General features: G+C 37.6%; 21 protein-coding genes and 1 tRNA gene. 9 read left to right on the top strand and 13 right to left on the bottom strand.

Features of this window, described 5'->3' with window-relative positions:
• Positions 1-20: 20 nt before the first annotated feature.
• Both IL355_RS16220 and IL355_RS16215 read right to left on the bottom strand, forming a co-directional pair.
• Entirely contained in the window at positions 21-671 is a 651-nt protein-coding gene (locus tag IL355_RS16220) for a sugar-transfer associated ATP-grasp domain-containing protein (protein ID WP_225621294.1), read from the bottom strand.
• Positions 596-1060 carry a hypothetical protein gene (locus IL355_RS16215; RefSeq protein ID WP_192463161.1) on the bottom strand — a complete coding sequence of 155 codons (465 nt, stop codon included), beginning with the start codon at positions 1058-1060 and terminating at the stop codon, positions 596-598. The genes IL355_RS16220 and IL355_RS16215 overlap by 76 nt, the downstream gene beginning before the upstream one ends.
• Positions 1061-1238: 178 nt before the next feature.
• Here IL355_RS16215 and IL355_RS16210 point away from each other — a divergent pair, with 178 nt between their 5' ends.
• A complete protein-coding gene (locus IL355_RS16210) occupies positions 1239-1400 on the top strand; it encodes a cytochrome c family protein (protein WP_192463160.1) in 162 nt (53 codons plus the stop codon).
• Between the two features lie 36 nt (positions 1401-1436).
• Here IL355_RS16210 and IL355_RS16205 read toward each other — a convergent pair whose 3' ends face one another.
• The 10 genes from IL355_RS16205 to IL355_RS16160 form a co-directional block, all read right to left on the bottom strand.
• Positions 1437-2723, bottom strand: a complete 1287-nt coding sequence (locus IL355_RS16205; protein ID WP_192463159.1) for a phenylacetate--CoA ligase family protein — start codon at positions 2721-2723, stop codon at positions 1437-1439.
• A 204-nt stretch (positions 2724-2927) separates the two neighbouring features.
• Positions 2928-4169 (bottom strand): WcaI family glycosyltransferase, encoded by a 1242-nt coding sequence (locus IL355_RS16200; RefSeq protein WP_192463158.1) that lies wholly within the window; start codon positions 4167-4169, stop codon positions 2928-2930.
• Positions 4170-4333: 164 nt separating this feature from the next.
• Positions 4334-4903, bottom strand: a complete 570-nt coding sequence (locus IL355_RS16195) for an LbetaH domain-containing protein (RefSeq protein WP_192463157.1) — start codon at positions 4901-4903, stop codon at positions 4334-4336.
• On the bottom strand, positions 4900-6090 hold the full coding sequence (locus tag IL355_RS16190; RefSeq protein ID WP_192463156.1) for a glycosyltransferase: 1191 nt from the start codon (positions 6088-6090) through the stop codon (positions 4900-4902). Before IL355_RS16190 ends, IL355_RS16195 begins: the two co-directional genes overlap by 4 nt.
• A complete protein-coding gene (locus IL355_RS16185; RefSeq protein WP_192463155.1) occupies positions 6077-7261 on the bottom strand; it encodes a glycosyltransferase in 1185 nt (394 codons plus the stop codon). The genes IL355_RS16190 and IL355_RS16185 overlap by 14 nt, the downstream gene beginning before the upstream one ends.
• Before the next feature lie 31 nt (positions 7262-7292).
• Positions 7293-8666 (bottom strand): hypothetical protein, encoded by a 1374-nt coding sequence (locus IL355_RS16180; RefSeq protein ID WP_192463154.1) that lies wholly within the window; start codon positions 8664-8666, stop codon positions 7293-7295.
• Entirely contained in the window at positions 8663-9700 is a 1038-nt protein-coding gene (locus IL355_RS16175; protein ID WP_192463153.1) for a CgeB family protein, read from the bottom strand. The genes IL355_RS16180 and IL355_RS16175 overlap by 4 nt, the downstream gene beginning before the upstream one ends.
• Before the next feature lies 1 nt (position 9701).
• The gene (locus tag IL355_RS16170) at positions 9702-11075 is read right to left on the bottom strand and encodes a lipopolysaccharide biosynthesis protein (protein WP_192463152.1); all 1374 of its coding nucleotides are present in this window, start codon (positions 11073-11075) and stop codon (positions 9702-9704) included.
• 21 nt (positions 11076-11096) lie between these two features.
• Positions 11097-13373 (bottom strand): GumC family protein, encoded by a 2277-nt coding sequence (locus tag IL355_RS16165; RefSeq protein ID WP_192463151.1) that lies wholly within the window; start codon positions 13371-13373, stop codon positions 11097-11099.
• Between the two features lie 45 nt (positions 13374-13418).
• The gene (locus IL355_RS16160) at positions 13419-14771 is read right to left on the bottom strand and encodes an exopolysaccharide biosynthesis polyprenyl glycosylphosphotransferase (protein WP_225621293.1); all 1353 of its coding nucleotides are present in this window, start codon (positions 14769-14771) and stop codon (positions 13419-13421) included.
• A gap of 444 nt (positions 14772-15215) precedes the next feature.
• On the opposite strand from IL355_RS16160, the gene IL355_RS16155 reads away from it, so the two are divergent.
• The 8 genes from IL355_RS16155 to IL355_RS16120 all read left to right on the top strand — a co-directional run bounded on the left by IL355_RS16155 (position 15216) and on the right by IL355_RS16120 (position 22539).
• Positions 15216-16598: a methylmalonyl-CoA mutase family protein gene (locus IL355_RS16155; RefSeq protein WP_192463150.1), complete on the top strand. Its 1383-nt coding sequence runs from the start codon at positions 15216-15218 to the stop codon at positions 16596-16598.
• 15 nt (positions 16599-16613) lie between these two features.
• The gene (gene scpA, locus IL355_RS16150) at positions 16614-18722 is read left to right on the top strand and encodes a methylmalonyl-CoA mutase (RefSeq protein WP_225621292.1); all 2109 of its coding nucleotides are present in this window, start codon (positions 16614-16616) and stop codon (positions 18720-18722) included.
• 492 nt (positions 18723-19214) lie between these two features.
• Positions 19215-19288, top strand: a tRNA-Arg gene (locus IL355_RS16145).
• Between the two features lie 78 nt (positions 19289-19366).
• Positions 19367-19624: a GIY-YIG nuclease family protein gene (locus tag IL355_RS16140; RefSeq protein ID WP_192463149.1), complete on the top strand. Its 258-nt coding sequence runs from the start codon at positions 19367-19369 to the stop codon at positions 19622-19624.
• Between the two features lie 316 nt (positions 19625-19940).
• A complete protein-coding gene (locus IL355_RS16135; protein WP_192463148.1) occupies positions 19941-20246 on the top strand; it encodes a hypothetical protein in 306 nt (101 codons plus the stop codon).
• A 55-nt stretch (positions 20247-20301) separates the two neighbouring features.
• Positions 20302-20937 (top strand): SanA/YdcF family protein, encoded by a 636-nt coding sequence (locus IL355_RS16130; RefSeq protein WP_192463147.1) that lies wholly within the window; start codon positions 20302-20304, stop codon positions 20935-20937.
• Positions 20938-20991: 54 nt separating this feature from the next.
• Complete coding sequence (locus tag IL355_RS16125) at positions 20992-22245, top strand: NRAMP family divalent metal transporter (RefSeq protein WP_192463146.1); 1254 nt, start codon at positions 20992-20994, stop codon at positions 22243-22245.
• A gap of 102 nt (positions 22246-22347) precedes the next feature.
• Positions 22348-22539 (top strand): hypothetical protein, encoded by a 192-nt coding sequence (locus IL355_RS16120; protein ID WP_192463145.1) that lies wholly within the window; start codon positions 22348-22350, stop codon positions 22537-22539.
• Here IL355_RS16120 and IL355_RS16115 read toward each other — a convergent pair.
• Entirely contained in the window at positions 22536-24470 is a 1935-nt protein-coding gene (locus IL355_RS16115) for an OmpA family protein (RefSeq protein WP_192463144.1), read from the bottom strand. The genes IL355_RS16120 and IL355_RS16115 overlap by 4 nt on opposite strands.
• Between the last annotated feature and the right edge of the window lie 8 nt (positions 24471-24478).

The raw sequence follows: 24478 nt of genomic DNA, 5'->3' as shown, positions 1-24478 counted from the left end.
ACAATAGCATATCGGGCGTTCTACCAGTTTAAGTCTTTAAAACAAGGCCCCTGAGTAGCTTCTGAAAATTTAATGTCATTACCATAACCATTCCATTCCATAACAACGGGCTGGTCTTGGTCATTAATGGCTAAATCCCAACCAATACATTGTACCATTGGCATTTTCATGTGAAGACCTAAAACCAAGTCTATACATTTATGGATACACGGAACTTGTTTATTTGCAAATAAAATATTGGATTGTGGGTGCATGTTAATTTGTTGCCAGTTGGCAAGATAGCCCGTATCAAAAAGTTTCCCGGAACTCAGGTCTATAGGAATTCTTATGTGGTTTTCTGATTTAACGTGTTGGTCATTTTTTTGTCCCAATCGCAAATAGCATGAGCGTAATGAGGGTTTGTTCTGTAAATTCATTACTGTTGTTATTCTAAGATTTCCAACAGAATCCGAAGTGAATTCATCAAAAAATGAATGTTGGTGAATGTATTCTTGTACCGTACCGTCACCATAACGCTCTATGCTTTCAATATTAAAATTCTGAGAGGTAAGCAAAAAGACCCCTCGGCCTTGGTAAGATTGATTGGACTTGAATACTACTTGGCTTGCGCTGAAAATAGCATAGCTTTTAAATCCTGACGATTTATAATGGCAAGGGTTTGTGAAAACCATTTTCCGTTTATAAAATAGGCAATATCAGGCCCGATAGGTACATTGAAAAGGGTATTGTTCAAAGTTTTTAAAAAAGAAAGTTGACCATATTCTCCCTGAATTTCTGGTACAACTATTTTCCGATAATAATTGTCAGGAATCCAACCTTCTTTAAACTCACCGGATAGTGCGGTGTATACGTTAAGCCAAGGTGCATATTTTTTAGAACCCAAAACTTCAATAGCATATTCCTTTGTAGTCACTTTTAATGCCCTACTAAGTTTTCCTTTGTCATTTTCAATATGAAAAAGAGCCTTGGAGGCGTTATTTCTTGAGAGAGAGTCGTATCTAGCAGACTTCATCTCTAAAAGTACTTTTTTAGCTAAAGAGTTCGTGTATAGTGGGGACATAAAGTATAGTTTCCGGAATGAAATTATTTTTAATTGGTTTCTATGAGCTGATTAACACAATCGTTTAATTAAAACGCTAATATAGAATATCTGCCATATTCATTGCTATCTTTTGTATGGTTTAATAATTGTTAAGCTGCTCCCGAGCTATTCGTTAAATTGATATACCTATTTAATTTTGAGTTGTTTTATTAATAATGAATGGATAAAGGAACAGGAACTTATGTTAAGCATTATTGAAAATGGTTCTAGTAAGGGGGATATGCCGGCCTGGAAGGATAAGTTTGCCAATGATGAAATCCGTTGTGTAGAAATCTATGTTTTATCCTTTATACAGTAAATGAATACCTAAAAAGGTGAATATAAAAAAAGTAAATTAAGCTAAATTGCTTATAATAAGGGGTTTTTTGTTGTTTTTTGTGTGTAATTCATCTACCCTATGAGGCGTTATGTTAATTTCGTTTCTTGTTTTAATAACTAGTTCGCGTAAAATATTTTCAATTTCCTGTAGGACACTATCATCTTGAGAATAACAGATGTAACGTAATTCAACTGAATAGTCTTCATTCTGTAATAATTGAACCTCTCGAACGGTGTTTAGGAATTTTTCAAATAATATAGTTAAATGCTCGCTACGTACATTGAGGCCGGACGGCGTTTTTAACATTACGGATTGTCTACCTCTAACATTATCCATTAAGGGTAGCGGAATAGGGCAGGAGCATTTACGGCCTATCAATTTACCCCTATCACCAATTTCATATCTTATGAGAGGAAAAATTTCATTATTTAAATCTGTAATCAAGATTTTTCCAGTTTTTCCCGAAGGGAGTGGTTCATTATTATCGTCTACAATTTCAATGTGCACCGCATCGTGCATAATGTGAAGACCATCTTGATTAGGGCATTCTGCCGCTATGGTGAAAACCTCTGTGTTACCATACTGATCACATACAGGAGCTCCAAAAGCCGCTTCCATGGTTTTTCTCTGGTTTTCAAAAAGAGGAGCGGATGTTACCCATACCATTTTTGGTGGATGAATTTTCAAATCATTGTCCAATAGAAAAAGGGCAAACTCATAGACCACATCAACATATCCTTGTAATAGCGTAGGCTTTAAGTCATTAACTTGTTTTACAAAGTGTTTTACGTTGTTTAAATTCATTTCGGCTCCCGTGAGAAAAATACGCTGGGTAGGCCACCATAATAAATTATTGCCCAGCCTTTTAAGAAAAGATCTCTTATATCGGTAAATAAAAGCTTGATTATCATAGGGTTGTACGCCCCACCAGCTTAATATTCTCCATTGTAAGACGGTATACGGAAAACGAGTATCGTGTAGAACGGAAATAGGTCTACCTGTACTACCCGATGAAGATACTTTGCGTGAAACTTTTTTTGAGGGTGTTCTCCCACCTGAGATAAATTTTTCAAAGTTAGTAGCTAAATCATCTCGTGTAACGGGAGGGAGTTTTTGAAAGTCCTCTTCGTTTAACATTTCAAGTTCCTTCTGAAACGAGTTGTATTTAGTTTGGTAGAATTCAGTGTTTTTAAAGGCGTGATTGACTATATGCTTGCGTTTTTTAAAATTAAGTAGTTCAATTTGCCCCGAACTCAACTCTTTTTCTGCCTCTACATGTGAACGGTATATTACCGGTTTCAAGGCCTTTGTTTTTAAATCAAATAAAAACTTTTTAAAATTTAATATTTTCGTTTGTTTCAATTTATGGTCTTTTGGTAACTGGTAACTGGTATTTTACATGTGGAGGAACTGGTAGTAATAATAAAAGTATGATATAATTAACCTTTTTGCAATTACATATCGATAAGATTCGTTAAATTAGGGCCAATGACACGACTAATTTTTCTAGAGCAAATCTTTATCCAAAGACTGCATTATAGTGTCAATATTTAAGTATTTTTTTGCATACATGTGTGCGTTTTCTTTTATGGAATCCAATTCTTGAGTTTGGGTTAAATGTATGATTCCAGCAGTTAGTGCATCTCTATCTTCGGCCTCTATTAGATGCCCCATTTCATATTTGGACACGATATGGTGTAAATCTGTACCTTCATTTGCTGTTACCAAGGCTGCGCCGCCTACGGCTAATATGGTGGTTAATTTGGATGGCATAACCAAATCGCTGGCGTTCTTTTTTTGGATTACCAAATGAACGTCGGCCATGTTTAGAAAATCGTTAAAGTCTTCTTTAGGTTGCAACGGCATAAAAGAAAGATTTTGCAGGTGCATTTCTTGAGCTTTCAATTTTAACGTTTCTTTATAGGGCCCGGAACCACAAATAATAATTTTTACATGAGGAAAATCAAGTAGAGCTTGGGCAGCGTAAAGAATATTTTCTAACCCTTGTTTTTCCCCAATTCCTCCTGAATATAATACAATTGTATCTTTTGGAGAAAACCCAAATTTTGTTTTTAAGTTCAGCTTATTCGGGATTGGGTAGAATAAATTGGTGTCAGACCAATTAGGTAAAAAAGCTACTTTCCGGTTGGTTTTTTTGGTAATACGATTTATCATGGCATCTGAGATACTACTGATATGATCTGAATTTTTAAAGTTGAAATTTTCAATTTTAAAAAGAATCTTTATTAGTAAGGGCGATTTTATCATCCCTAATTCAACCGCCGCCTCGATCTGCAAATCTTGGATATGATGCAAATGTTTTGCATTTCTTGTTATTTTATATAGGGCACCTAGTACACCTGCTAAAAAAGTTGGCGCTACCGTAATTACATACCCGTGTTTCTTCTTGAAAAAAAACACAATAAGTTGAAGTAGTGCCAATACAAAAAATGAAAAGTCTGATATTATGCGTGTTAAACCACTGGGTTTTTTGGGAACGTACATGGGGCAGCGGTACACCGTAAGTTTGCCACCACTGGAATAATCAATAACTTCTTTTAAAAAACCGAATTTGTTTTTGACATAGGGCTCTTGAACTTCCCATTGAGGATAGTATGGGTAACTGGTTATAACGGAACAATTATGCCCTGATTTAGCAAGCCATTCCATCATTTCACCACTATACTTGCCAATACCGGTTAATTCGGGAGAAAAATTATAACCAATATACAATATTCTTTTTTTCATATATACTATGATTTATTAGAACTAATCTAATAGGTCAATATTTTAATTTTGATTTTGGTTTAAGTGATTGGTTGGCTACTATTAAAACTTCATTTTAATGCAAGGTGTTTTTTTAGTTTCAAATTATCTAAACATCAATAGAATAATCCACTAAAACACCGCAACTATTTTTGCTTCCATCTTAATTTTGTTTTGGTTAATATTGGTCTGGTATGTACTCCATTTTCATCTTGATCCGATACGATTACGGAACCTACGGTTATAACGGTATCTATACCAATTGTCACATTTGGTCCTATAAAACAACATGCGCCAATCCAACAACCGTCTTTCAATGTTATAGGCCCATTGCGGTAAGGCATTGCTGGATTTCTATAATCATGATTTCCTCCACATAAAAAACTTCTCTGTGAAATACATACATTATTCCCTATAGTCAATTTTTCAAAATTCAAGAGAAATGCTTCTTCTCCTATCCACACATAGTTACCAATCTCTAATTTCCATGGAAAATGAATATTTACGCGTGGCTTTATGACAACTCCTTTCCCAACTTGTGCACCAAATAGTCTTAAAATTTTTGATTTTAATCCATTTGGGTAAGGAAGGGCGCTAAGAAAGAAAATGACTTTTGTTAAATACCAGCACAGCTCTTTTAATTTACCCGCACCACGGTCCAAACCTATATTTGGATTAAAATCTTTTAGAGATACTCTAGAGTTTGCTTCTATCATAATAATTGAGATTTAAGAGTCTCCGATAATTTTTTAGCAGCCTGTTTAACGGTAAAGTGCGTTTGGTATACGTTGTAGGCATTCTTGCGCATTTCTTCAATTTCCTCTAAGCTTAATTCTAATCCCTGCCCTAATAACTGACGTGTACCCTCATAAGTGTCTTCTGTAACAACACCGCCATTTCCTTCTACAATCTCACGCCAGATATTAACTTTATTTGAAATTAGGACGGGACAGTGACAAGCGAGTGCTTCCACTACCGCAATTCCAAAATTTTCCTGGTGACTAGGTAGGATAAAGGCTTTGGCCCCAGTAAATGCAGCCCATTTTGCATTCCCAGTAACCATTCCAGCATAAATGATATTATTTTTCAAAAAATTATTGTTCTGTACTAATTGGTCAATATTTTTGCCGAAATCAGAATCCATTCCAGGTCCCGCTATCACTAATTTTGGTAATAAACGATTTGTACCTTCAAAAGAAGCATAAGCTTTTACAAGGTTAAGAAGTCCTTTTTTTGGGTGGATTCTACTTAAAAAGAGGAAGTAATCCTCATTTGGGTCCAAGCCACAGTGTTCTTTAAATGCGATAATATCACTTGCCTGTATCTCAGCGGGAGGTAAGATGCCATATCCTACATTGATCTCTTTTTGTGGACGATATCCTGCAAAGGTCTCACGGGCCAACACTAACTCTTCTTGACAGGTAAATAAAATCCCGTCAGCATCGTTAAGCGTTTTCTTTTCAACTAATTTCCAAAAAAGACTGTTTCTCAAAGCCTTAATTTTGCGGTCAGGTGCTTTTTGGAAATACGGGTCTAGCATGCCGTGGGGCATGATGAAAAATTTAGGGGTCTTTTTATTTTCTTTTTTTAGCAAATTTATAGTTTTTCTAACGGCGTAACCATAGTATTGCCATAGGCCATGCACGATTATCACATCGTATGAAGCTAAATTTTCCTTTAGCCATGCGACGAGATTAGAGGTGTATCCCCAAGGGCCTTTCCCGGGTCCTAGTTTAAAAATTTTAAAATTATCTTGATATGCCCATTCAGTATTCTTATCGTCAATGGAGGCAACATAGTTATCCGTATTCAACTTGTCCATCTCAGGGATAGAATTTCGTATGCCTTGGCATGGACCGCCGTATGAAGGATCCATACTTTCTATTATCCTAAGAATTTTCATAGTGTCCGTATTTTGAATTATATACTTGTGTATAAATTTCATTTATGTCAGCAATAGTTTTATTGCTGTTGAACCTTTTTACATTCTCTAAACCATTTTTCTTTATGAGTTCAGTTTGGTCTACATTTTTAGCGAGAAGGTTTTCTATAACCTTCGCTCCTGCCTTTGCCCATAGTTGGGTGTTTTCAAACGAGGCTACGTTTTCAATATAAATAGCGGCATCGCCACCAACCTCGTTCATCGGAGCACTATTCGTAGTAATAACTGGGGAACCACAGGCCATTGCTTCGGCAATGGGCCACCCAAAACCTTCCGCTAACGATGGAAATACAAACACCGAAGCGCCTTGGTATGCTTGTTTTACCATCTCGTCCGAAAGACCTGAGCAAAAGAGAATATTTTCTGCATATTTTGAGTTGGCCCTAACGTTTTTAGCTTCTTCATTGGGAGGGGAACCTATAAGGATTAACGGGAGGTTTAAAGTCGTGATGTCTCGCCACGCGTCATACATTTTTATTAGACCGATTCGATTTTTGTAAAATTGGTTTCCACCAACATGTAATAAATAGCCATTTGTTAAGGGTGTATTTATTTCTCTTGAAAGGTTTTCTCGAGCAATAATTGAATCACCAGTTGTAAAAAGAGGATTCAGACCATTGTAAACATAAGTGCTTATTTCAGGTTTCTTGTCCAGTAGGTTTTCCAACTCATGCATGGTGTTTTTCGATACAGAAATAAAATTTTTGGCTTTGCTAAACCCTTTGTAAATAATTTTCTGATATAGTTTTCCGGTAGCCTTTACGGGATTAGCACTAATTTTCCCTTGCGCAGATTTTAAAGCAAGAAAATCATGACAGTGTACTACATGTGCTTTTTTAGCAACAATAGGAGCCCAGAATCCCAATGCTTGATCAGAGAGGACATAGAGCGTTTTTTTATCTTTAAATCTGGTTTTGAAGAAAAGGGAGGTGGGAAAAATAATATACTGATCAATGTAACCAAGCCATTTCTTTCCCGTAGCCTTTAAGGGTAATTTATTCAAGTAAGGTTGAGGACGTACTATTTCAACCGAATGACCTAAGTTTTGCATACCCTCAGAAAGATAATTTGCGAACCGTGGCATACTTTTACTTCCAAAAAAAAGAGGATGAGACAATATTATTATTTTCATACAATATAGGGTTGGACTAGATAGTATAGTTTCAAGCTTTTAAATTTAATTTTGATACAGGGTTGTTAAGCATTTTAATAAGATTTGATTTGTGGAGTAAAACTATCAGAAATATAACAAGGGTATAGGTTATAATATCCGCTAGGATACTGTCAAGTTTTTTTTCGGTAGCAAATGCTAACTTAAATACAAAGTAAACTACATAAAGCGACGCAATGGTGTCGCCAAAAAAAATCTCGGAACTATTGGATATAAAAACTAAAATGCGATAGACCGTGAAATAGGCCAGTAGCGTAAAAATGGCACCTAGCATAGAGTAATCAGCCAATCCAAGTAATAGTACGGAATCCGCCGAATCTTTATTCGTATGCTGCCGATCTTCCAAGATAAGTTCCGAGCCTAGACCTTTTGACGGGTTTAGAACTTTGGGTATGGCATGGTCTATTGCTATTAAGGTAAGTTCGCCCCAGGTTATATCCTTATCCGTATCGTTTAGGGCAACCCAATAAATCGCTCTATAAAGATAAATCGCTCTACTAGCAGTCAAATCTGCGGCACGGTCACTTGCGTCATTAGAACTGCCAATACCGTAGTCATAAATTTTTTGAATAGATGTAATGGGGTCTTTAATTTCAAATTCAACAGGAGACCGCCTGACGATATTGTAGAACGGGAAGTAAACAAAGTATAAAAACATGCCAAAGCAACAGGCATAGAATATTAGTTTCTTATTTATCAATTCCCTGTTCAAACTATAAAATATAATTGCCCCGAAAAGAACAAATTCCAAAAGGGTTCTACGTGACAACAATAAAAGATTCACTAAATAGACTAATAGTGATATGACCGTTAATAATTGAAATTTTTTACGGTTTAAATCTTGGAAAAAGAGCGTGATGGAAACAACCAATCCTAAAGAGAAAATAGTTCCAAACAACTTTACCATTGAAGATTCTTCGTAACTGGCCCTAACGCCTGCTTCCCTAATATCTTCAAAAGCAGACATGGTTGACATATGAGGAACATAATAAGTCAAGGCAAAAGCCGGAAGAATTATTAATAGGATTTTAAGAGGTAAACTAGCTTTTAATGCAGGATATTTTTTAATAAAATAGGTGACATTTAAGGGTGAATTAGATGTTGGTTCTACAAAGTAACTGGCAATTAGTAAAGCTAGGAAAAAGATCAGTAAATAAAAGAAAACCATTATAGAGGTTTCCGGGGTAATTTTACCAATAACTTTATAAACCTCTTCGTTGGATTTAAGTGGTATTATTACAAAATATAGGGTATTGAAAATAAGGAGCAGGTCAAAGAAGTTCAAGTCTTTTTTCTTGAACAATTTGAATCCTACGGTTATAGAGGGAATTAATAAAATTACCGAAAGTATTTTAATTAATATCATTTCAACTGTTTCCTTACCTGGTCTAAAATATAGTTTGCAATATCTTCGTTTCCTCTTTTATCATTTAGAACTCTAGCCCTTCCTTGCTCGGCAATCTGGTTCAAAAGTTTTTCGTTATTCAGTAATTCAATACATTTATCCGCACATTCATCAGCATCTTTCCAAAATATTGCCTCAACGTTTTCTTTGAACAAGGCAAGATGTTCTTCGGTCCTTTCAGCACAGAAAAGGCTACCTACATAAGGTATTTCAAAACTACGCCTTGTATACAAATCTCGATTGCCCTTTGATAAAAGGCCAAGGCATATCTTGGCTCCTTGTATTGCCGCTGTGTACTCTTTGCCTTTAAGAGATGGGCCTCTAAAAAAGGGCTTTAGTTCTTTCCAATAAGGAGAACGGTCCCACCTGCCACCCCATATGGATATAGGAACACCTTTTTTAATCAACTTATGTATAAAGACATCTCTATTTTCATTAGGTATGTTTGTTCCAATAAAACTAACCTCTGACCTAAATTTGTCAGGTATATCCGACTCGTTTAATGGCGCATGAATAACTTCGTCATAACTCATATACGACTTAATTACCCGTTTGGCTCCCAGATTTTCATATTCTGCGACATTTATTTCACGCATTACCACACACATGTCATAATAGGGTATGGTTTTAAGTAAAGTATCAAATCTTTTACCGTCACGCCCTCCGGTAGGGTCATCGTTATTATAGAGAATAACTGGCCGATTAATTCTTGATTTAATAAATTTCACACAGTTTACACCTAATAATTCACCACTATTCACCCAAACCAAATCATAGGGTGTATTTGGTACGTTCTTAGTAACCCACTTGCGCATGCGGGATTGTAAAAACCTATATCCGGTAAGATAATGTAATTTGGATATAACCGCATGAGATCTTTCTGACACTTCATATGGGTTTATTATATCCACCGTATGACCAATTCGTTCTAAAGCCTGTGCTCTATGATATGAGGTGCTTGCAGGAGCATTATGTCCGATATATAAAATTTTCATATTATGCTTTTAAATTATTGATCTTAAGGCGTAAGTTTTTGAATATCACCCTAAAATCATCAACTCCATGAACGACTAATTCTTTTGGGGACATACCCATAAGTTTACAGCCTGAGGGAATTACCAGGAATACTAATATTATATCCAATGAAACAGCACCAATAGCAGCTCCTGTAAGTCCGAATTGATGTGATAGTATATAGGTTAACAATACTGATACAATTGATACACCAATACCATATAAGGCCATTTTTTTAGGTTGGTTAACGGCACCAAAAATCATCTCGGTTGTCCACCATAGTGCATTGAACAACATTCCCGAAATGAATAATAACCATATAGTTTGTGAAACTTCAAGTTCATTTTGTGTCCAGATGTTGTAAAACCAGAGTCCAAAAATGGCCAGGAAAATAAATCCCAAAAAAGACATTGAAAAAACTGTTAGCATAGCCATTCTATATATTTTTTTGGCTGTGTCCCAGTTTTGTTTTCCAATTTCAAATTGTAATTCTGGAAATATAGCGGCCTTGACCATGAAAAATAACTGGTTAAGGGACCTACTAAGTGTTCTTACGGTATTAAATATGGCTACGGCTTCAGGACCAAGTACTATACGAACTATGAACGTAGTACCCTGAAAGTATATGGCTTGCCATACGGGGGACATTAAATACCCTAATCCTTTTCTTGTTATTTCTTTTTGTACCAATTTGTCCCTCGTCCCTGAAAAATCGTTAAAAAGACCCAATACCTGCTTACCCTTTATCCAATAATAAAGGTTGAAAACAGAAACTACAAGAAGTTGAGACAATGCAAATTCAACAACCCCGTAACCCAGCACCAAAACCAATAATCCTGCTCCTAAATTTAAAGCCGCATATATGGAAAGTAAATTCATGCTCATTGCTGCTTTTTGCGCTGATCTATAATAAGCTTGAAAAAGTTGGGAGTAAAAATTAAGTAAACGAGCTAAAATTAAAATTGAAACGGCGATTATAGCGTCCGTTTTATTTATCAAGGATTTCTCAAAAACATCAAAATAGTTAAGAACAAAAATTGTTAAGATACTTACTAACATGGCCACGCCAATCATTAATGTGATTATGAACATGCCGGTTTTACTTATGTTTGCGGCTTTTTGTTTGTCACCGGATGCATAACTTAGTACAAAGCTATTTGCGGCTGCCGTGCCGAATCCTAAATCAGAAAAACCTATGACTGTAGGAATGATAGTTAAGGTTAGCCATTCGCCGTAATAGGCTGCACCCCAAGAACTAATAAAAAAAGGAACTAAAAAAAGCTGTTCTAAAACCCTTACACCTTTTTGAAAAATTGAGGCAATACCATTTTTAAAGACTCTCTTTTTCAAACTCATAGCACCAGTATTAATTATAATTTACTTTACTTCATACCCATAAGAATTCCCAATTTCAGTTCCGTTAAGTAATAGCAAAGGATTATTCAATTTATTCGACCTATAAATCCGTTCCAAAATTTTCAAATGGTCCTTTTCAGTTATATCTTTTCTTACCACATAAAGAGTACTATCAATAAACTTATTTAAAGCATAAGCATCGGAAATCAGGCCAACAGGAGGCGTATCGATTATTATTCTATCAAATTCATTTCTCAAATGACTAATCAATTGACCCACCTTTTCGCTTATCATAAGCCTTCCAACATATTGAACCAACTCTCCCGGAGGTATTACATAAAGATTTTCAATGGTCTTATGTTTATGAACAATGTCGTCCACTTCATATTCACGATTAAGGATAAAATCCGTGATACCGGGAGAACGCTTATCCATCATTAAGTTTTCGATTAAATGAGGCTCACGTAGGTCAAATGACAAAACTGCAACCTTCTCCCCATTGAACGCTAAGGTGGCGGCAAGATTGGAAGCTATAAAAGTCTTACCCTCACCTTTAATTGATGAGGTTACCAATACAACTTGATTCTTATCTATTTTGTTAAAATATTCTAAATTAAACCGTAACAGCTGAAATAACTCTGCTGTAGGCGTTCTAGATTCTTGAGAAAAGTCAATCAAACCTTTCTTAGAGTTTTTCGAGATTTCACCTAAAACAGGGGCCGATACCAATGTTTCTAATTCTTCAACACTGGTCACCTTATTACTTAATATTTCTTTCGCATAGATAATTGAGAAAGGAATAAATAACCCCAATAAAAAACCACCTAGATAAAGAGCCGTTTTATTTGGTGCTACAGGGAATCTCCCTGCTTTGGGCAAACTCACTATTCTTGTAGAGGATACTGGAGCCGCCAAGGAAAGTACCTCTTCTTCCCTTTTTTGTAATAAATACAAGTACAGGGCCTCCTTCGTACTTTGCTGTCTACTTATATCCAAAAGTTCTCTTTCCATTCCTGGAACTTTTGCTATCTGAGCATCATATTTATTAGCATTAGCCTGAATATTTCTTCTTGCAATTATTAATCCGTTTTTGGCGCTTCTTACATTATCCAAAATAGAGTTTCTAAGTTCTGTAAGAGTCCGTTCCAAATTTAAAATCATTGGATTGCTACTAGAAGCGGATTGGGCGAGTTGCTTCTTTTCCAATAGGGTTTCATTGTATTGCCCGATTATCCCTACCAAGGCCGGATCGCTAGAACTCAAAGCACCTGGAATAGGAGAATCCGTATTACCATTAGACAGATAAGATTCCAAGGATTCCATAACGTTGATCTGCGTCTGATAATCAGTAATCATACGTTTATAGTCATTGGCCTGTTCTATAAAACTACTCGCGTTACTTCCTACATCCGTAATCTGATTCTTTGTTTTAAATTCCTCAACGGACTTCTCTACTCCTGTAATTTCACCTGATAATACCTTAATGCGTTCATCAATCATTCTAATGGTGGTTTCCGCCAATTCATTCTCGTACTTAATTTTCTCCTCCACATAAGTTTCGATGATACCTGAAAGAATATCTTCTCCTTTATTTTTGTCATTACTTACAAATGACAATTCAAGTAACTCCCCATCATCGTAAATACGGGTCACCGTCAAATTATTGAGCATCTCTTCAATCAAAACGTCAGTATCCCTGATAACAAAATACCATGGTTCTTTGCTCCAATCAGAAGTTATTATTGGGTTTTTCGATACTGTAAAAGTTGCAAAGGGAGTCTGAACCAAATCCCCAAAAGAAAAAACTTCCTCAAATCCTCCATCTTCTAATTCCAATTTAATCTCAAAAGAATTTTCATCCACCGGTTTAATAAAATAAGGTTGGTCATAGAGCACATCAGCTGTTGTCTTATCTACAAGCACCTTGAACGGAATATCATCACCGTAAATTTCCACATCCTTAATACTGCCCTCTATATAATAATTGACATTCAATTCTCTATTTTCAATTACTTTCTCAAGAAGACCAGATGAAGTAATTATTCCTATTTCATCATCTACATTATAATTACTTTTCAACAATCCTAAGCCCTTTATCCCTTCCGCTTGAATACTACCCTGCCCTTCTTCATTGTTTTTAACAAGTATTGTACTCGCTATTTTATATTCAGTAACAGCCCAGTAACGTAAATATAAAAGAACTCCCATTACACAAACTATAACGCCTAACAAAAACAAAGGCCAGTATCGTAAATATCCAGAGAGAATTTTCATAATATTCTTATCCTGCTTTTCCATTTTCAAAAACTATTACTTTTACTTAAAATTTAAACTTCATCTTCATTAATAGGCCTTCTCTTCTCCAGCAAAAATATTGTGTACTGTCATGTAAATAATTCGTAGGTCCAAGCCCAACGTCCATTTTTCTACATACAACACATCTAAGCGAATCCTGTTCAAAATATCACTTTTATTCTCCACCTCACCTCTATAGCCCCTAATTTGGGCCAAGCCGGTTATACCTGGTTTTACAAAATGCCTTACCAAGTACTTATCCACCGTTGTCTGGTAGCCTTCTGTGTGCAATTCCATATGGGGTCTAGGACCTACGACACTCATTTCACCCAAAAACACATTGATAAATTGTGGCAACTCATCTATACTGGTTTTCCTAATAAACTTACCCACTTTGGTAACCCTCATATCGTTCTTTGTGGCCATTTTAGAATTGGACTCCGCATTATTGGCCATAGAGCGAAATTTATAGCACCAAAAAACACGTTTTTTATAGCCGTGCCGCTTTTGCTTAAAGAACAACGGCCCTTTGGATTCTGACTTGATAAGAACAAACATCAAAGGCACCAACCACGATAAAACAAAAATCATGACCATGGAAGAAAAAAACAGGTCAAAAATACGTTTGATGACCCTTGAATAATCCGTATCCAGCGGTACCCTCCTAATATTCAAAACGGGAATATCATCATACAACTCCAAGGTCATGGAGCGCGTGAACACTTCTTTATTATCTGGAATAATCTTTAGCTTGATCAAGTTATTATCTGCAAAAACTATCAAACGTTGTAGTTCAGCTTGCGAAAATTTGGAGGCGAGACAATACACCTCGTCAATTTCATTTTTTACGATATAGTCAAAGCAATTATGAATTTCACCCAAATAGGTGGGGCTCTTAGAAGGGCTATCATCAAAGAAGCCTTTGTATCGATATCCCAAGTAGGGATCATCAAATACTTTTCGAATCTTTTTTAGGTTTTTATCCCTTCCTATAGCAAGCACGTTTACATAGTTACCCCCCATAAAACGGTACTTTCTCAAGGCCCAATAAAAGAATATCCTATAAATAGTTAATAGCAAGAATATGACCAACAACACCCTAATGTGGAAGACCACTGAAATTTCCAAATTGGAGTTAAAACCAAAAATGGCAAAGTAACTCAACCCAAATAAGGTGTAGAGATTGAACATTTTGTGGATGTTCGTAAAGAAATTCTCTTTTCGCTTTGTGGGATAAAAATCCAAGGCATTGGTGATCAACAGCCACGAAAAATTATAGTACAGCGCATTTAAACCAAAAAGATAGGTTTCCGGCGTAAGCAAAAATAGGATACCGTTCACAATCAATAAGTGAATGATAATGGAAGCCGGGATAATTAAGGCAGAACGTTTAATCGCCATTTTCACCTAATTTAGGAGCACATTATACTTTAGCATCAACTAAATATCTATTCATAATTGTAATTGGAGCAAAATTCATTTGCGTACATTTATCCACAAACACCACCTTAAAAGAACTATAAAAATCCAATCCTATTACAAGAGCGAAGATAGATAGCCAAGCATTAAAAAGCTGAAATTATTCTTTAAAAAAACAGATAATCTTTTGAATTTATGTCATATTTGATAGCAATTTCCTCCATTTTTGACAGATATGAGATTTTATTAAAATATGATTTCGTTTGTTTGACTAAAATAAGCTGCCCCGAATTTAAAGTATTGTTTTTCAGCGAGCTAAAATTCAAACTATTCTTAGATAAAGCGCCTTAAAAAATAGGTTATTGGCAAGTGTTGAAGGATTTTCTTACCTTAAGAAATGTCTAATAGTTAAATCAAGTCCCATCGATGAAAAAACCATTTAAAAACCCCTATTCCTTCCCTCCCCTATCAGAAAAACAATGGAAGCAAAAAATTCAGTACGAACTACAAGGAGAAGACTATAATGAAAAAATGGTTTGGGAATCGCCCGAAGGAATAAAGGTCAAACCGTTTTATCATCTTGATAGCCGTACCCAAAACCTACCAGACGCTAAAGAAAAAAGGCTGAATTGGAATATTGCGGCGAACATCTATTGGAAAGACAGTGCACCATCAAGCATTTCCAAAAAACAGAAGCACGGAGTAAATAGCTTTATACTTCACTTAGAAGAAGGGGAATTGTCAATAGACGAGCTATTAGCAAGTGACACCAATTTGTTTCTTCAGGGCTCGCTCACCTCCTTTGAAACCCTACTAAAAGATGCTTCGAAGTTTAAAAGGAACACCTCATCATTTTCCATCTTATTAGACCCCATTTCACAATTGGTCCAAACGGGTAATTGGTTTGAAAACCAGGATAAGGACATAGCAAAAACGATAAGACTAGCGACTGCCTTCAAGGAAATAGGCATAAAAAACACCATCCGTATAGACGCCACCATATACCAGAATGCAGGAGCGAACATTGTTCAGGAATTGGCGTATACTACGGCCCATGCCTTTGAATACTTACAGCAAATAGACCCCAAACTGGTGGAATTTCCCATTTTTAAAATTGCCATCGGCGGAAACTACTTCTTTGAAATTGCCAAACTAAGAGCCATCCGTATTCTTTGGGCGCTAATTGCAAAAGAATATAAGTTGTCCGCAGATTGTCATATCATTGCCCAACCTTCCCGAAGAAACAAGACCCTTTACGGTCACCATAACAACATGGTGCGCACCTCTTTGGAACATTTGGCCGCCATTAACGGAGGTGCCAATACCATCTGTCCGCAACCCTATGATTTTTTATTCCGAAGTAAAAATGACTACTCAGAAGATTTGGCCATCAATCAACTTTTGATGCTACAGCATGAAAGCTACTTAAACGAGGTAAGCCCACCTGCCAACGGAACTTATTATCTGGAAAGCCTCACCGAGCAGCTATCCCAAAAGGCACTACAACTTTTTAAACAGATTGAAGCGGGTGGAGGACTTATTAAACAACTAGTTACAGGCACCCTTCAACGAAAAATAAAAGAAAGTGTCCAAAAGCAACAACGTCTTTTTGACCAGAAAGAACATATTTTGGTAGGAAGCAATGAGTTTATGGATACCACGGAATTGATGTTCGATAAAATGAAAATAAACCCTTTTAGAAACTCCAATCCCAGAAAGACATTGGTAGAACCCTTACTCCCCATAAGACTCGCTGAAAAATGGGAACTCTCCAAATTAAAACAAGAAGGCTGGAAACCTTCCTTTTAAATAGCGCAACCACATTTGAAAAAAAGAAAGAACATACAACATATATCCCTAGACTCCTTAAAAAGTGAGGAAAGTAGCACCGTTAAGAGCCATCAACAATGGCAACATCTAGACTTTGGCGCAGGTTTTCCTCCCTACCTACGGGGCCCCTATACTTCTATGTACTTAACCAAACCTTGGACCATTAGACAGTATGCAGGGTTTTCCACCGCCGAAAAGAGCAATAAATTCTACCTAAATAACCTGAAGGAAGGGCAAAAAGGTCTTTCTATCGCCTTTGACCTTGCGACCCATAGAGGGTATGACAGTGACCACGAGCGTGTGACAGGAGATGTGGGAAAGGCTGGGGTGGCCATAGATACGGTGGAGGACATGAAAATCCTCTTTAACAACATTCCTCTGGACCAAATGTCCGTTTCCATGACCATGAACGGTGCGGTCTTGCCTATATTGGCCTTTTACATCGTAGCTGCTGAAGAACAGGGTGTTTCTCCGGAAAAGTTGAAGGGAACCATCCAAAATGATATTCTTAAAGAATTTATGGTACGCAACACCTACATCTATCCTCCAGGGGCGTCGATGCAAATAGTTGCCGAAATTTTACTCTACACTAGCAAATTGATGCCCAACTATAATGGAATTAGCGTTTCCGGATATCATATGCACGAAGCGGGGGCCACCGCCGAACAGGAATTGGCCTATACCCTGGCAGATGGTCTGGAGTATGTTAAAACTGGAATTGCTGCCGGATTGGATATTGATGAATTCGCTCCGCGGATTTCCTTTTTTTGGGGTATAGGAATGAACCACTTTAAAGAAATTGCGAAAATGCGAGCGGGTCGGTTATTGTGGGCGACCCTCATAAAGAAGTTCAATCCAAAAAATGAAAAGTCCCTGATGTTAAGGGCGCATTGCCAGACTAGCGGATGGAGCCTTACCGAACAAGACCCCTATAATAATATTGCCCGAACCACCATTGAAGCGGCCGCTGCCGTTTTGGGCGGTACCCAAAGCCTGCACACAAATGCCTTGGACGAAGCCATTGCGCTACCAACCGATTTCAGCGCAAAAATTGCTAGGGATACCCAGCTCATTCTTCAACACGAAACAGGATTTACCAAAACAGTGGATCCCTGGGCCGGAAGTTCTTATCTTGAAAAACTAACGCATGAATTAACACAAAAGGCTTGGAAACTTCTGGAGGAAATTGACGCAATGGGTGGTATGACCAAGGCTATTGCATCCGGACTTCCAAAAGGAAAAATTGAGGAAACAGCCGCTCTTAAACAAGCCAGAATCGATAATGGAAAGGATATTATTGTTGGTGTAAACAACTTTCGACTCCACCAAAAAGATGAACTTGAAATCCTCCAAATAGATAACGAGACCGTAAGAAAAAAACAAGTAGCAAGATTACAGGCCGTAAAGCAAAAAAGGGATGCTAAGGAAGTGGAGCACATTTTGAACAGAATTACAGAAAGCGCCGGTAAACTCAACTCAGAAAAACGTAAAGGATTCACCTCGGAGAATTTAGTAGCTTTATCCGTAGAAGCCGCAAGGGCGAGAGCGACCTTAGGAGAGATCAGCATGGCCTTGGAAAAGGCCTTTGGAAGGTATCAGGCACAGCACCTAACTATTACCGGAGTGTATTCAAAAGAAAGCCAAAAGCAAATCAGTTTTCAAAAAGCAAAGCAGTTATCAGACGATTTTGCGTTGCAAGATGGTAGAAGACCACGCATCCTAATCGCAAAAATGGGACAAGACGGTCATGACCGCGGAGCCAGGGTGGTAGCAACCGGTTTTGCCGATTTGGGATTTGATGTGGACATTGCCCCCCTTTTTCAAACCCCTTATGAAGTGGCCAAACAAGCCGTTGAAAATGATGTACACCTTATCGGAATTTCTTCTCTCGCTGGGGGACATACCACTTTAGTGCCAGAACTTATTAAAGAACTCAAAACTTTTGACAGGTCGGATATTAAAGTTGTGGTTGGAGGAATCATCCCCAAGAAAGACCATCCATTTTTAAAAAGTTCCGGAACGACGGCCATTTTTGGGCCCGGTTCCAATATTTCTGAAATAGCGATAACCCTATTGGAAATTTTGTTGAAGGAGAGCGTTTAAATAACTGGGATAATGACATTTCTTCCACAAATAAAAAAGTTATCGGTTTACCCTTTTCAAATCTAGAATTTTTAGTAAGTTTGCACGCACATTTCAAAAACGTCCTTTTTATGACGTTTTTAAATTGAAATTGGGAACAATGGTCGCGTAGCTCAGCTGGATAGAGCATCCCGCACCTTGTTCGGGACGGTCGAAGCGCCCTGATTGCCTTTCAAGGGCACAAAAAAGGCTTCGCAACATAATGGAATTGGGAACAACGGTCGCGTAGCTCAGCTGGATAGAGCATCCCGCACCTTGTTCGGGACGGTCGAAGCGCCCTGATTGCCTTTCAAGGGCACAAAAAAGGCTTCGCAACATAATGGAATTGGGAACAACGGTCGCGTAGCTCAGCTGGATAGAGCATCCCGCACCTTGTTCGGGACGGTCGAAGCGCCCTGATTGCCTTTCAAGGGCACAAAAAAGGCTTCGCAACATAATGGAATTGGGAACAACGGTCGCGTAGCTCAGCTGGATAGAGCATCTGCCTTCTAAGCAGACGGTCGAAGGTTCGAATCCTTCCGCGATCACTCCTTACTTAAAAACCACGCTTTCTGGCGTGGTTTTTTTCGTTATATTACTTTCTATCGGACCCACTCAGTTGCAAAATGATATACTCCGTTTACATTTTATATTCCGAATCACTTGATAAATATTATGTCGGGCATACAGGTGAAACAATAAAAATAAGGTTACGAAAGCATCTGTCCGACCATAGCGGTTTTACCGCTAAAGTGAAAGATTGGAAAATTGTTTTTACTGAGAATTTCAGTACCAAAGCGGAAGCTTACCAAAGAGAAATGAACATTAAAAAAAGAAAATCCAGAAGGTATATAGAATCGATTATTGAACAATCAGCTGGATAGTGCATCCCTATTTATATACTCCTTAGAAAAGTTGCACTATCCAAAACCATTTCCAGCTTCCTGACCCAATAATTTATAAAACACATACCCCACTATATATCTCTTTTATAGTAACTAATTGTTCACACTGTTACTAGATAATGATACTAGCGCTCATTTAGATTTACAGGACTTCATGACATTCTTAATTTACCTTTCATCGAAAAAATAATACTAAGCTCTCTTCTTATCCCGTTATTGAAGGTAAGAAAAATAGTACTATTAACCTATTGTAGCGTTCAAAGCTCCCGCCGCGACAACTCAAAACACAAAAGTTATGGCTTCTACAATCTCAAATTACGCTAAGCAAACCAACCTTCTAAGCACACAAGAAGATCTTCTAAAAACTAAGGCTTCCAAACTATATAAACTTAAGACCAAATTCGAGAAGAAGTATTTTAAATTATCGGGTTGTCGGAAATACGAAAAGGCAAGGGATTTTAATATCAATTTAAATTCTACACTGTACCAGGTGAATCAAATGATTCATGTTTCCTCAAACAAAACCAATTCAAATAACTACCAAAAGATTGATTTTCAAATAAATCAATTGGAGCAGCAATTGGCCAGCCTCATAGCCTAAAAGTCAGGCTTGACACACTTTTTTGCGTATCTTTATACGTCCTATACCAAACCAAATGAAACGTAAGCACTTTAAGATTATTGGGCTGCTTTTGGCTATCCTAATGTTGACCATCTTTTTGTGTAATCTTGTTATCACCAACACAACTGAAGGCAAAACTTTCAACCAAACCTCCCGTATATTTAAAAATAGGGTAGGACTGGTTTTAGGTACTTCGAAGAAGCTTATTGGAGGCTTGCCCAACCCCTATTACACCTACAGAATACAAGCTACCGTCGAGTTGTTTAAAGCCGATAAAATTGAATATGTTTTGGTAAGTGGGGACAATGGAACCCGTTATTACAACGAACCTAATACCATTAAAAAAGATTTAGTGAATGCAGGTATCCCTGAAGAAAAAATTTATTTGGACTTTGCCGGATTTCGTACACTGGATTCTATGGTGCGTGCCAAAGAAGTATTTGGTTTGGATAGCGTAACGGTAATTTCCCAAGAATTTCATAACCAACGTGCTATTTATCTTGCCGAAAAGAAAGGCCTGAATGCCATTGGATTCAACGCCAAAACCGTTACCGGAAATCAGGGCCTAAAAGTACAATTGCGCGAATACTTGGCTAGGGTAAAAGTATTTGTAGATTTAATTTTCAATACCCAACCCAAATTTTACGGGGACTATGTTGAAATAAAGTAAATTGGAATGTGTTCCGCAAAAATGGACTAATTTAGGTCAGCAAAAATACGGACCATGTCCACCCTAAGAACTCTTATAAAAAATTTGGGCCCAGGGCTGTTATTTGCCAGTATGGCCATTGGCACCTCCCACTTGGTCCTTTCTACCAAGGCCGGAGCGCAATATGGTTGGATCATGCTCCTCCCCATTATTCTAGCCAATGTGTTTAAGTATCCATTCTTTGAATTTGGGGTAAGATATACTAATATCACGGAGAAAACCCTTATTGAAGGCTATAAAAACCGAGGCCGGTTTTATCTCTGGTTTTACGCTCTCATAACCTTTATAACTACCTTTACCATATTAGCTGCTTTATACACCGTTACCGCAGGCCTGTTCATCAATCTTTTCAAGGTAGATTTCCTGTCATTGACCTGGGTGGCATTAGGGCTGTTCCTTTTTATTGGGTTTACCTTGATTATTGGGCAATATAGGTTTATGGAACTATCCTTAAAACTTATCATCACCATTCTCTTTTTTGCCCTTTTAGCAACCACGGTAATTGTTCTGTTTAAAGGCACCGTAGCCCATATACCTAACTTTCAACCTCCCACGGTTTTTAATGATGTGGGCATTCTCTTTTTGATTAGCCTAATGGGGTGGATGCCCACCACAGTAGAAGCATCAAGTTGGGTAAGTCTTTGGAGCATTGAAAAATGGAAATCCGATAAGAATAAACCTCTTTTGAAAGATTCCTTAAGTGAGTTTAATACCGGTTATTTCATTACAGCTATACTCGCAATATTTTTCCTAATTATTGGCTGGGCCACACTGTATGGCACCCAAACGGAATTAAGTACCAATGCGGTGACATTTGCTGATCAAGTGGTACAACTATTTACCACCCATATTGGACCTTGGTCTTATATCTTTATAGCCTTATCCGCCTTTGCTACCATGTTTAGTACCTGTATGACGGCCCATGACGCTCTGGCAAGGGTCTGCTTGGATATCCTTCAACAATTAAAACCAAAAAAGAGGAATTTCAAGCATAAAAGTTCATTTTCCATCGCCATTGTATCCCTTGCACTTATCAATTTCTTAGTGGTTTCCATATTTAGGGCCAATATGGGAGATTTGGTAGCGTTAGCAACCTTTGTTTCGTTTGTTGTGGCTCCCATCATAGGGTATATGAACCTAAAAAATGTGACCAGTGCTGAAATACCCCCAAATGACCGACCTCGAAAATGGCTACAAATACTAACATACGCGGGTATTGTATTCCTCTCCTTCTTTTCTATCTACTATTTTTGGCTAATGGTCTTTTAAATAAAGGAATCTAGACTTCAACAAAATCTTAACGCTTGAAGGTTGTTATTGCGTTATAGTTTTATAAGTTTTGTGAATTAACACAAAAAAGACGGGATTTTCATGAAGTTGATTTACATCCAAAGGAATACCAAACAGGAAAAAAGATTTACGGAAAAAATGGGGATGCTTTACACCAACGTAACCTACGTAAAAAAGGCCTTTTTGGGAATACCACTAAAAACGCTACACACCTATAGAAAAACGTATTACGGGGAAGTAAAATCCTGTATGGATTGTAACACGGCCTACTAAAGGCCCAACTCCTCATAATTTTCCACCACAAAAAGGGTTCTTAGGTTCTGCTTGTGCAAGAAATCCAGACAGTAAACCCCATCCTTACAATTATTAAGAATTTTTTCCTCTCCAAACCCCGCGGTCTTTACAATGTTGGACTCAGACAGTCCTTTTTGCAATAAATAAGCTTTGATCGCCTCCGAACGTTTTTCGGAAACCCGCTTATTGGAGCTTCTTCCTCCCCTGCTATCCGTATGGGTTTCTATGGACAACTGAATTTCCGGAAACATTTGAACCATTTCAACCACACGGTCCAAAACAAGATTGATGTCCGGGGTCAATGTACTTTTTCCGCTAGCAAAATAGAAGTCGTTTACATCCAAAACCTTTTTGCCCTCCCTATCTCGCATAATATCTCCAATAGACGACAATTGCACCTGTTTGGGAGCCTTTTGCATCTCTTCCAAGGTTTTAGGGTTATAGGTCTCCGTAAGAGATGAAAAAGATTTTTTGGCTATGGACAAGGTGACCACATCAGTATAGGGTATTTCCATATGATAAGAACCATCCCTTCTGGTTACCGCTTGCTTTAGTAGGTTTCCATTGGCATCTGTCAACGAAATATTCACGTCCTGCAAAGGTTCGTCATACGGTGGCTGAACCACTTTACCCCTAAATATAATGGTTTGCAAACCTGGTTGGCCGCTAACCCTATATCCATATATATCATCAGCTCCTTTACCCCCCGGCCTATTGCTGGAGAAATATCCCATCATGCCGTCCGTAATATCCTTTTTGATGATAAATCCGAATTCATCATATTTGGTATTGATACCAGACCCAAGATTCACCGGAATGCTCAAACTCTGATCAGATAAGATGTTGCTCTTATAAATATCCATCCCTCCCAAACCATAGAATACATCCGAAGAAAAATAAAGGCTGCCTTCAAAAACATAGGGTGCTATCTCATTTCCCGGTGTATTGATTCTTGGCCCCAGATTGATTGGCTGAGACATGACCTGTCCGTTATTGGTTACCACATAATAGATATCCGTGCCGCCGTAACTATCCTCAAAATTGGCAGAGAAATACAATCTTTCGGATTCTTCATCAAAGAAAGGATAGTAAAATGAGGTACTTAAATCCTTTAGCAAAAACCTAAAGAAGCCATTATCATAGGCCATCCCAATGGAAAGGGCATTTTTACCCTTCTCGTCAAACGCAAGGTTTTTACCGTCCATATTGGAAAGAACATAATAGATGCTGCCTGAATTTGCTAAGTAATAAGGGGTAGATTTGTGATAGGGCGAGTCGGGGATACCCTTAAACACACTCGCGTTTTTAAGGTTTCCACCGGTATCGGCCTCCGCTACATAAATATCCAAATAGGATTCCCCTGATGGTCCATAAACTCTCTTGGACTTCGATTTTCTACTGCTACTAAAAAGAACCTTATCATTATAAAAAGAGGGAGAAAAATCTGCCTGACTCCCGTTAATATCCAAGTTAAAAATAAAGAAACCCGAAGCAGGTTCTTTATCCGAATCCAACATCTGATAGTTGAAATCCGCATTTTCGACTAATTCATTGGCCAACCCCTCCTTAGATTTTAGAAATGCACGTACCCTCTCCTTTTCAGAGGTCTTTGCCAAACTCTGTAACATCTTGTTAAATCTATGATCGGACATGATGGTATCGTTCTTGTTGATGTCCAAATAGAGCTTGGTGGCCTTATCATACTGTCGCGTCTTAAAATAGGAATCTGCCAAATTAAGCAGCTGATGATTGGTCATAATTTTTCCATTGGCCATCTGCTTATGGTACTCCCTAATGGCATCTTCGTAATTATAACTATAAAAATACTGGTCGCCCTTGGAAGCAAACTCTTGCGAAATAGCCAAGCTTGCGGTCAAAAGAAAAATCGATATGAAGAGTTTAAATTTCATAATATCCG

This window comes from Euzebyella saccharophila, assembly GCF_014855495.1.
Classification (GTDB): domain Bacteria; phylum Bacteroidota; class Bacteroidia; order Flavobacteriales; family Flavobacteriaceae; genus Euzebyella; species Euzebyella saccharophila.
The sequence above is the reverse complement of the archived record's forward strand: the minus strand, read 5'-3'. Positions and strand labels throughout refer to the sequence as shown.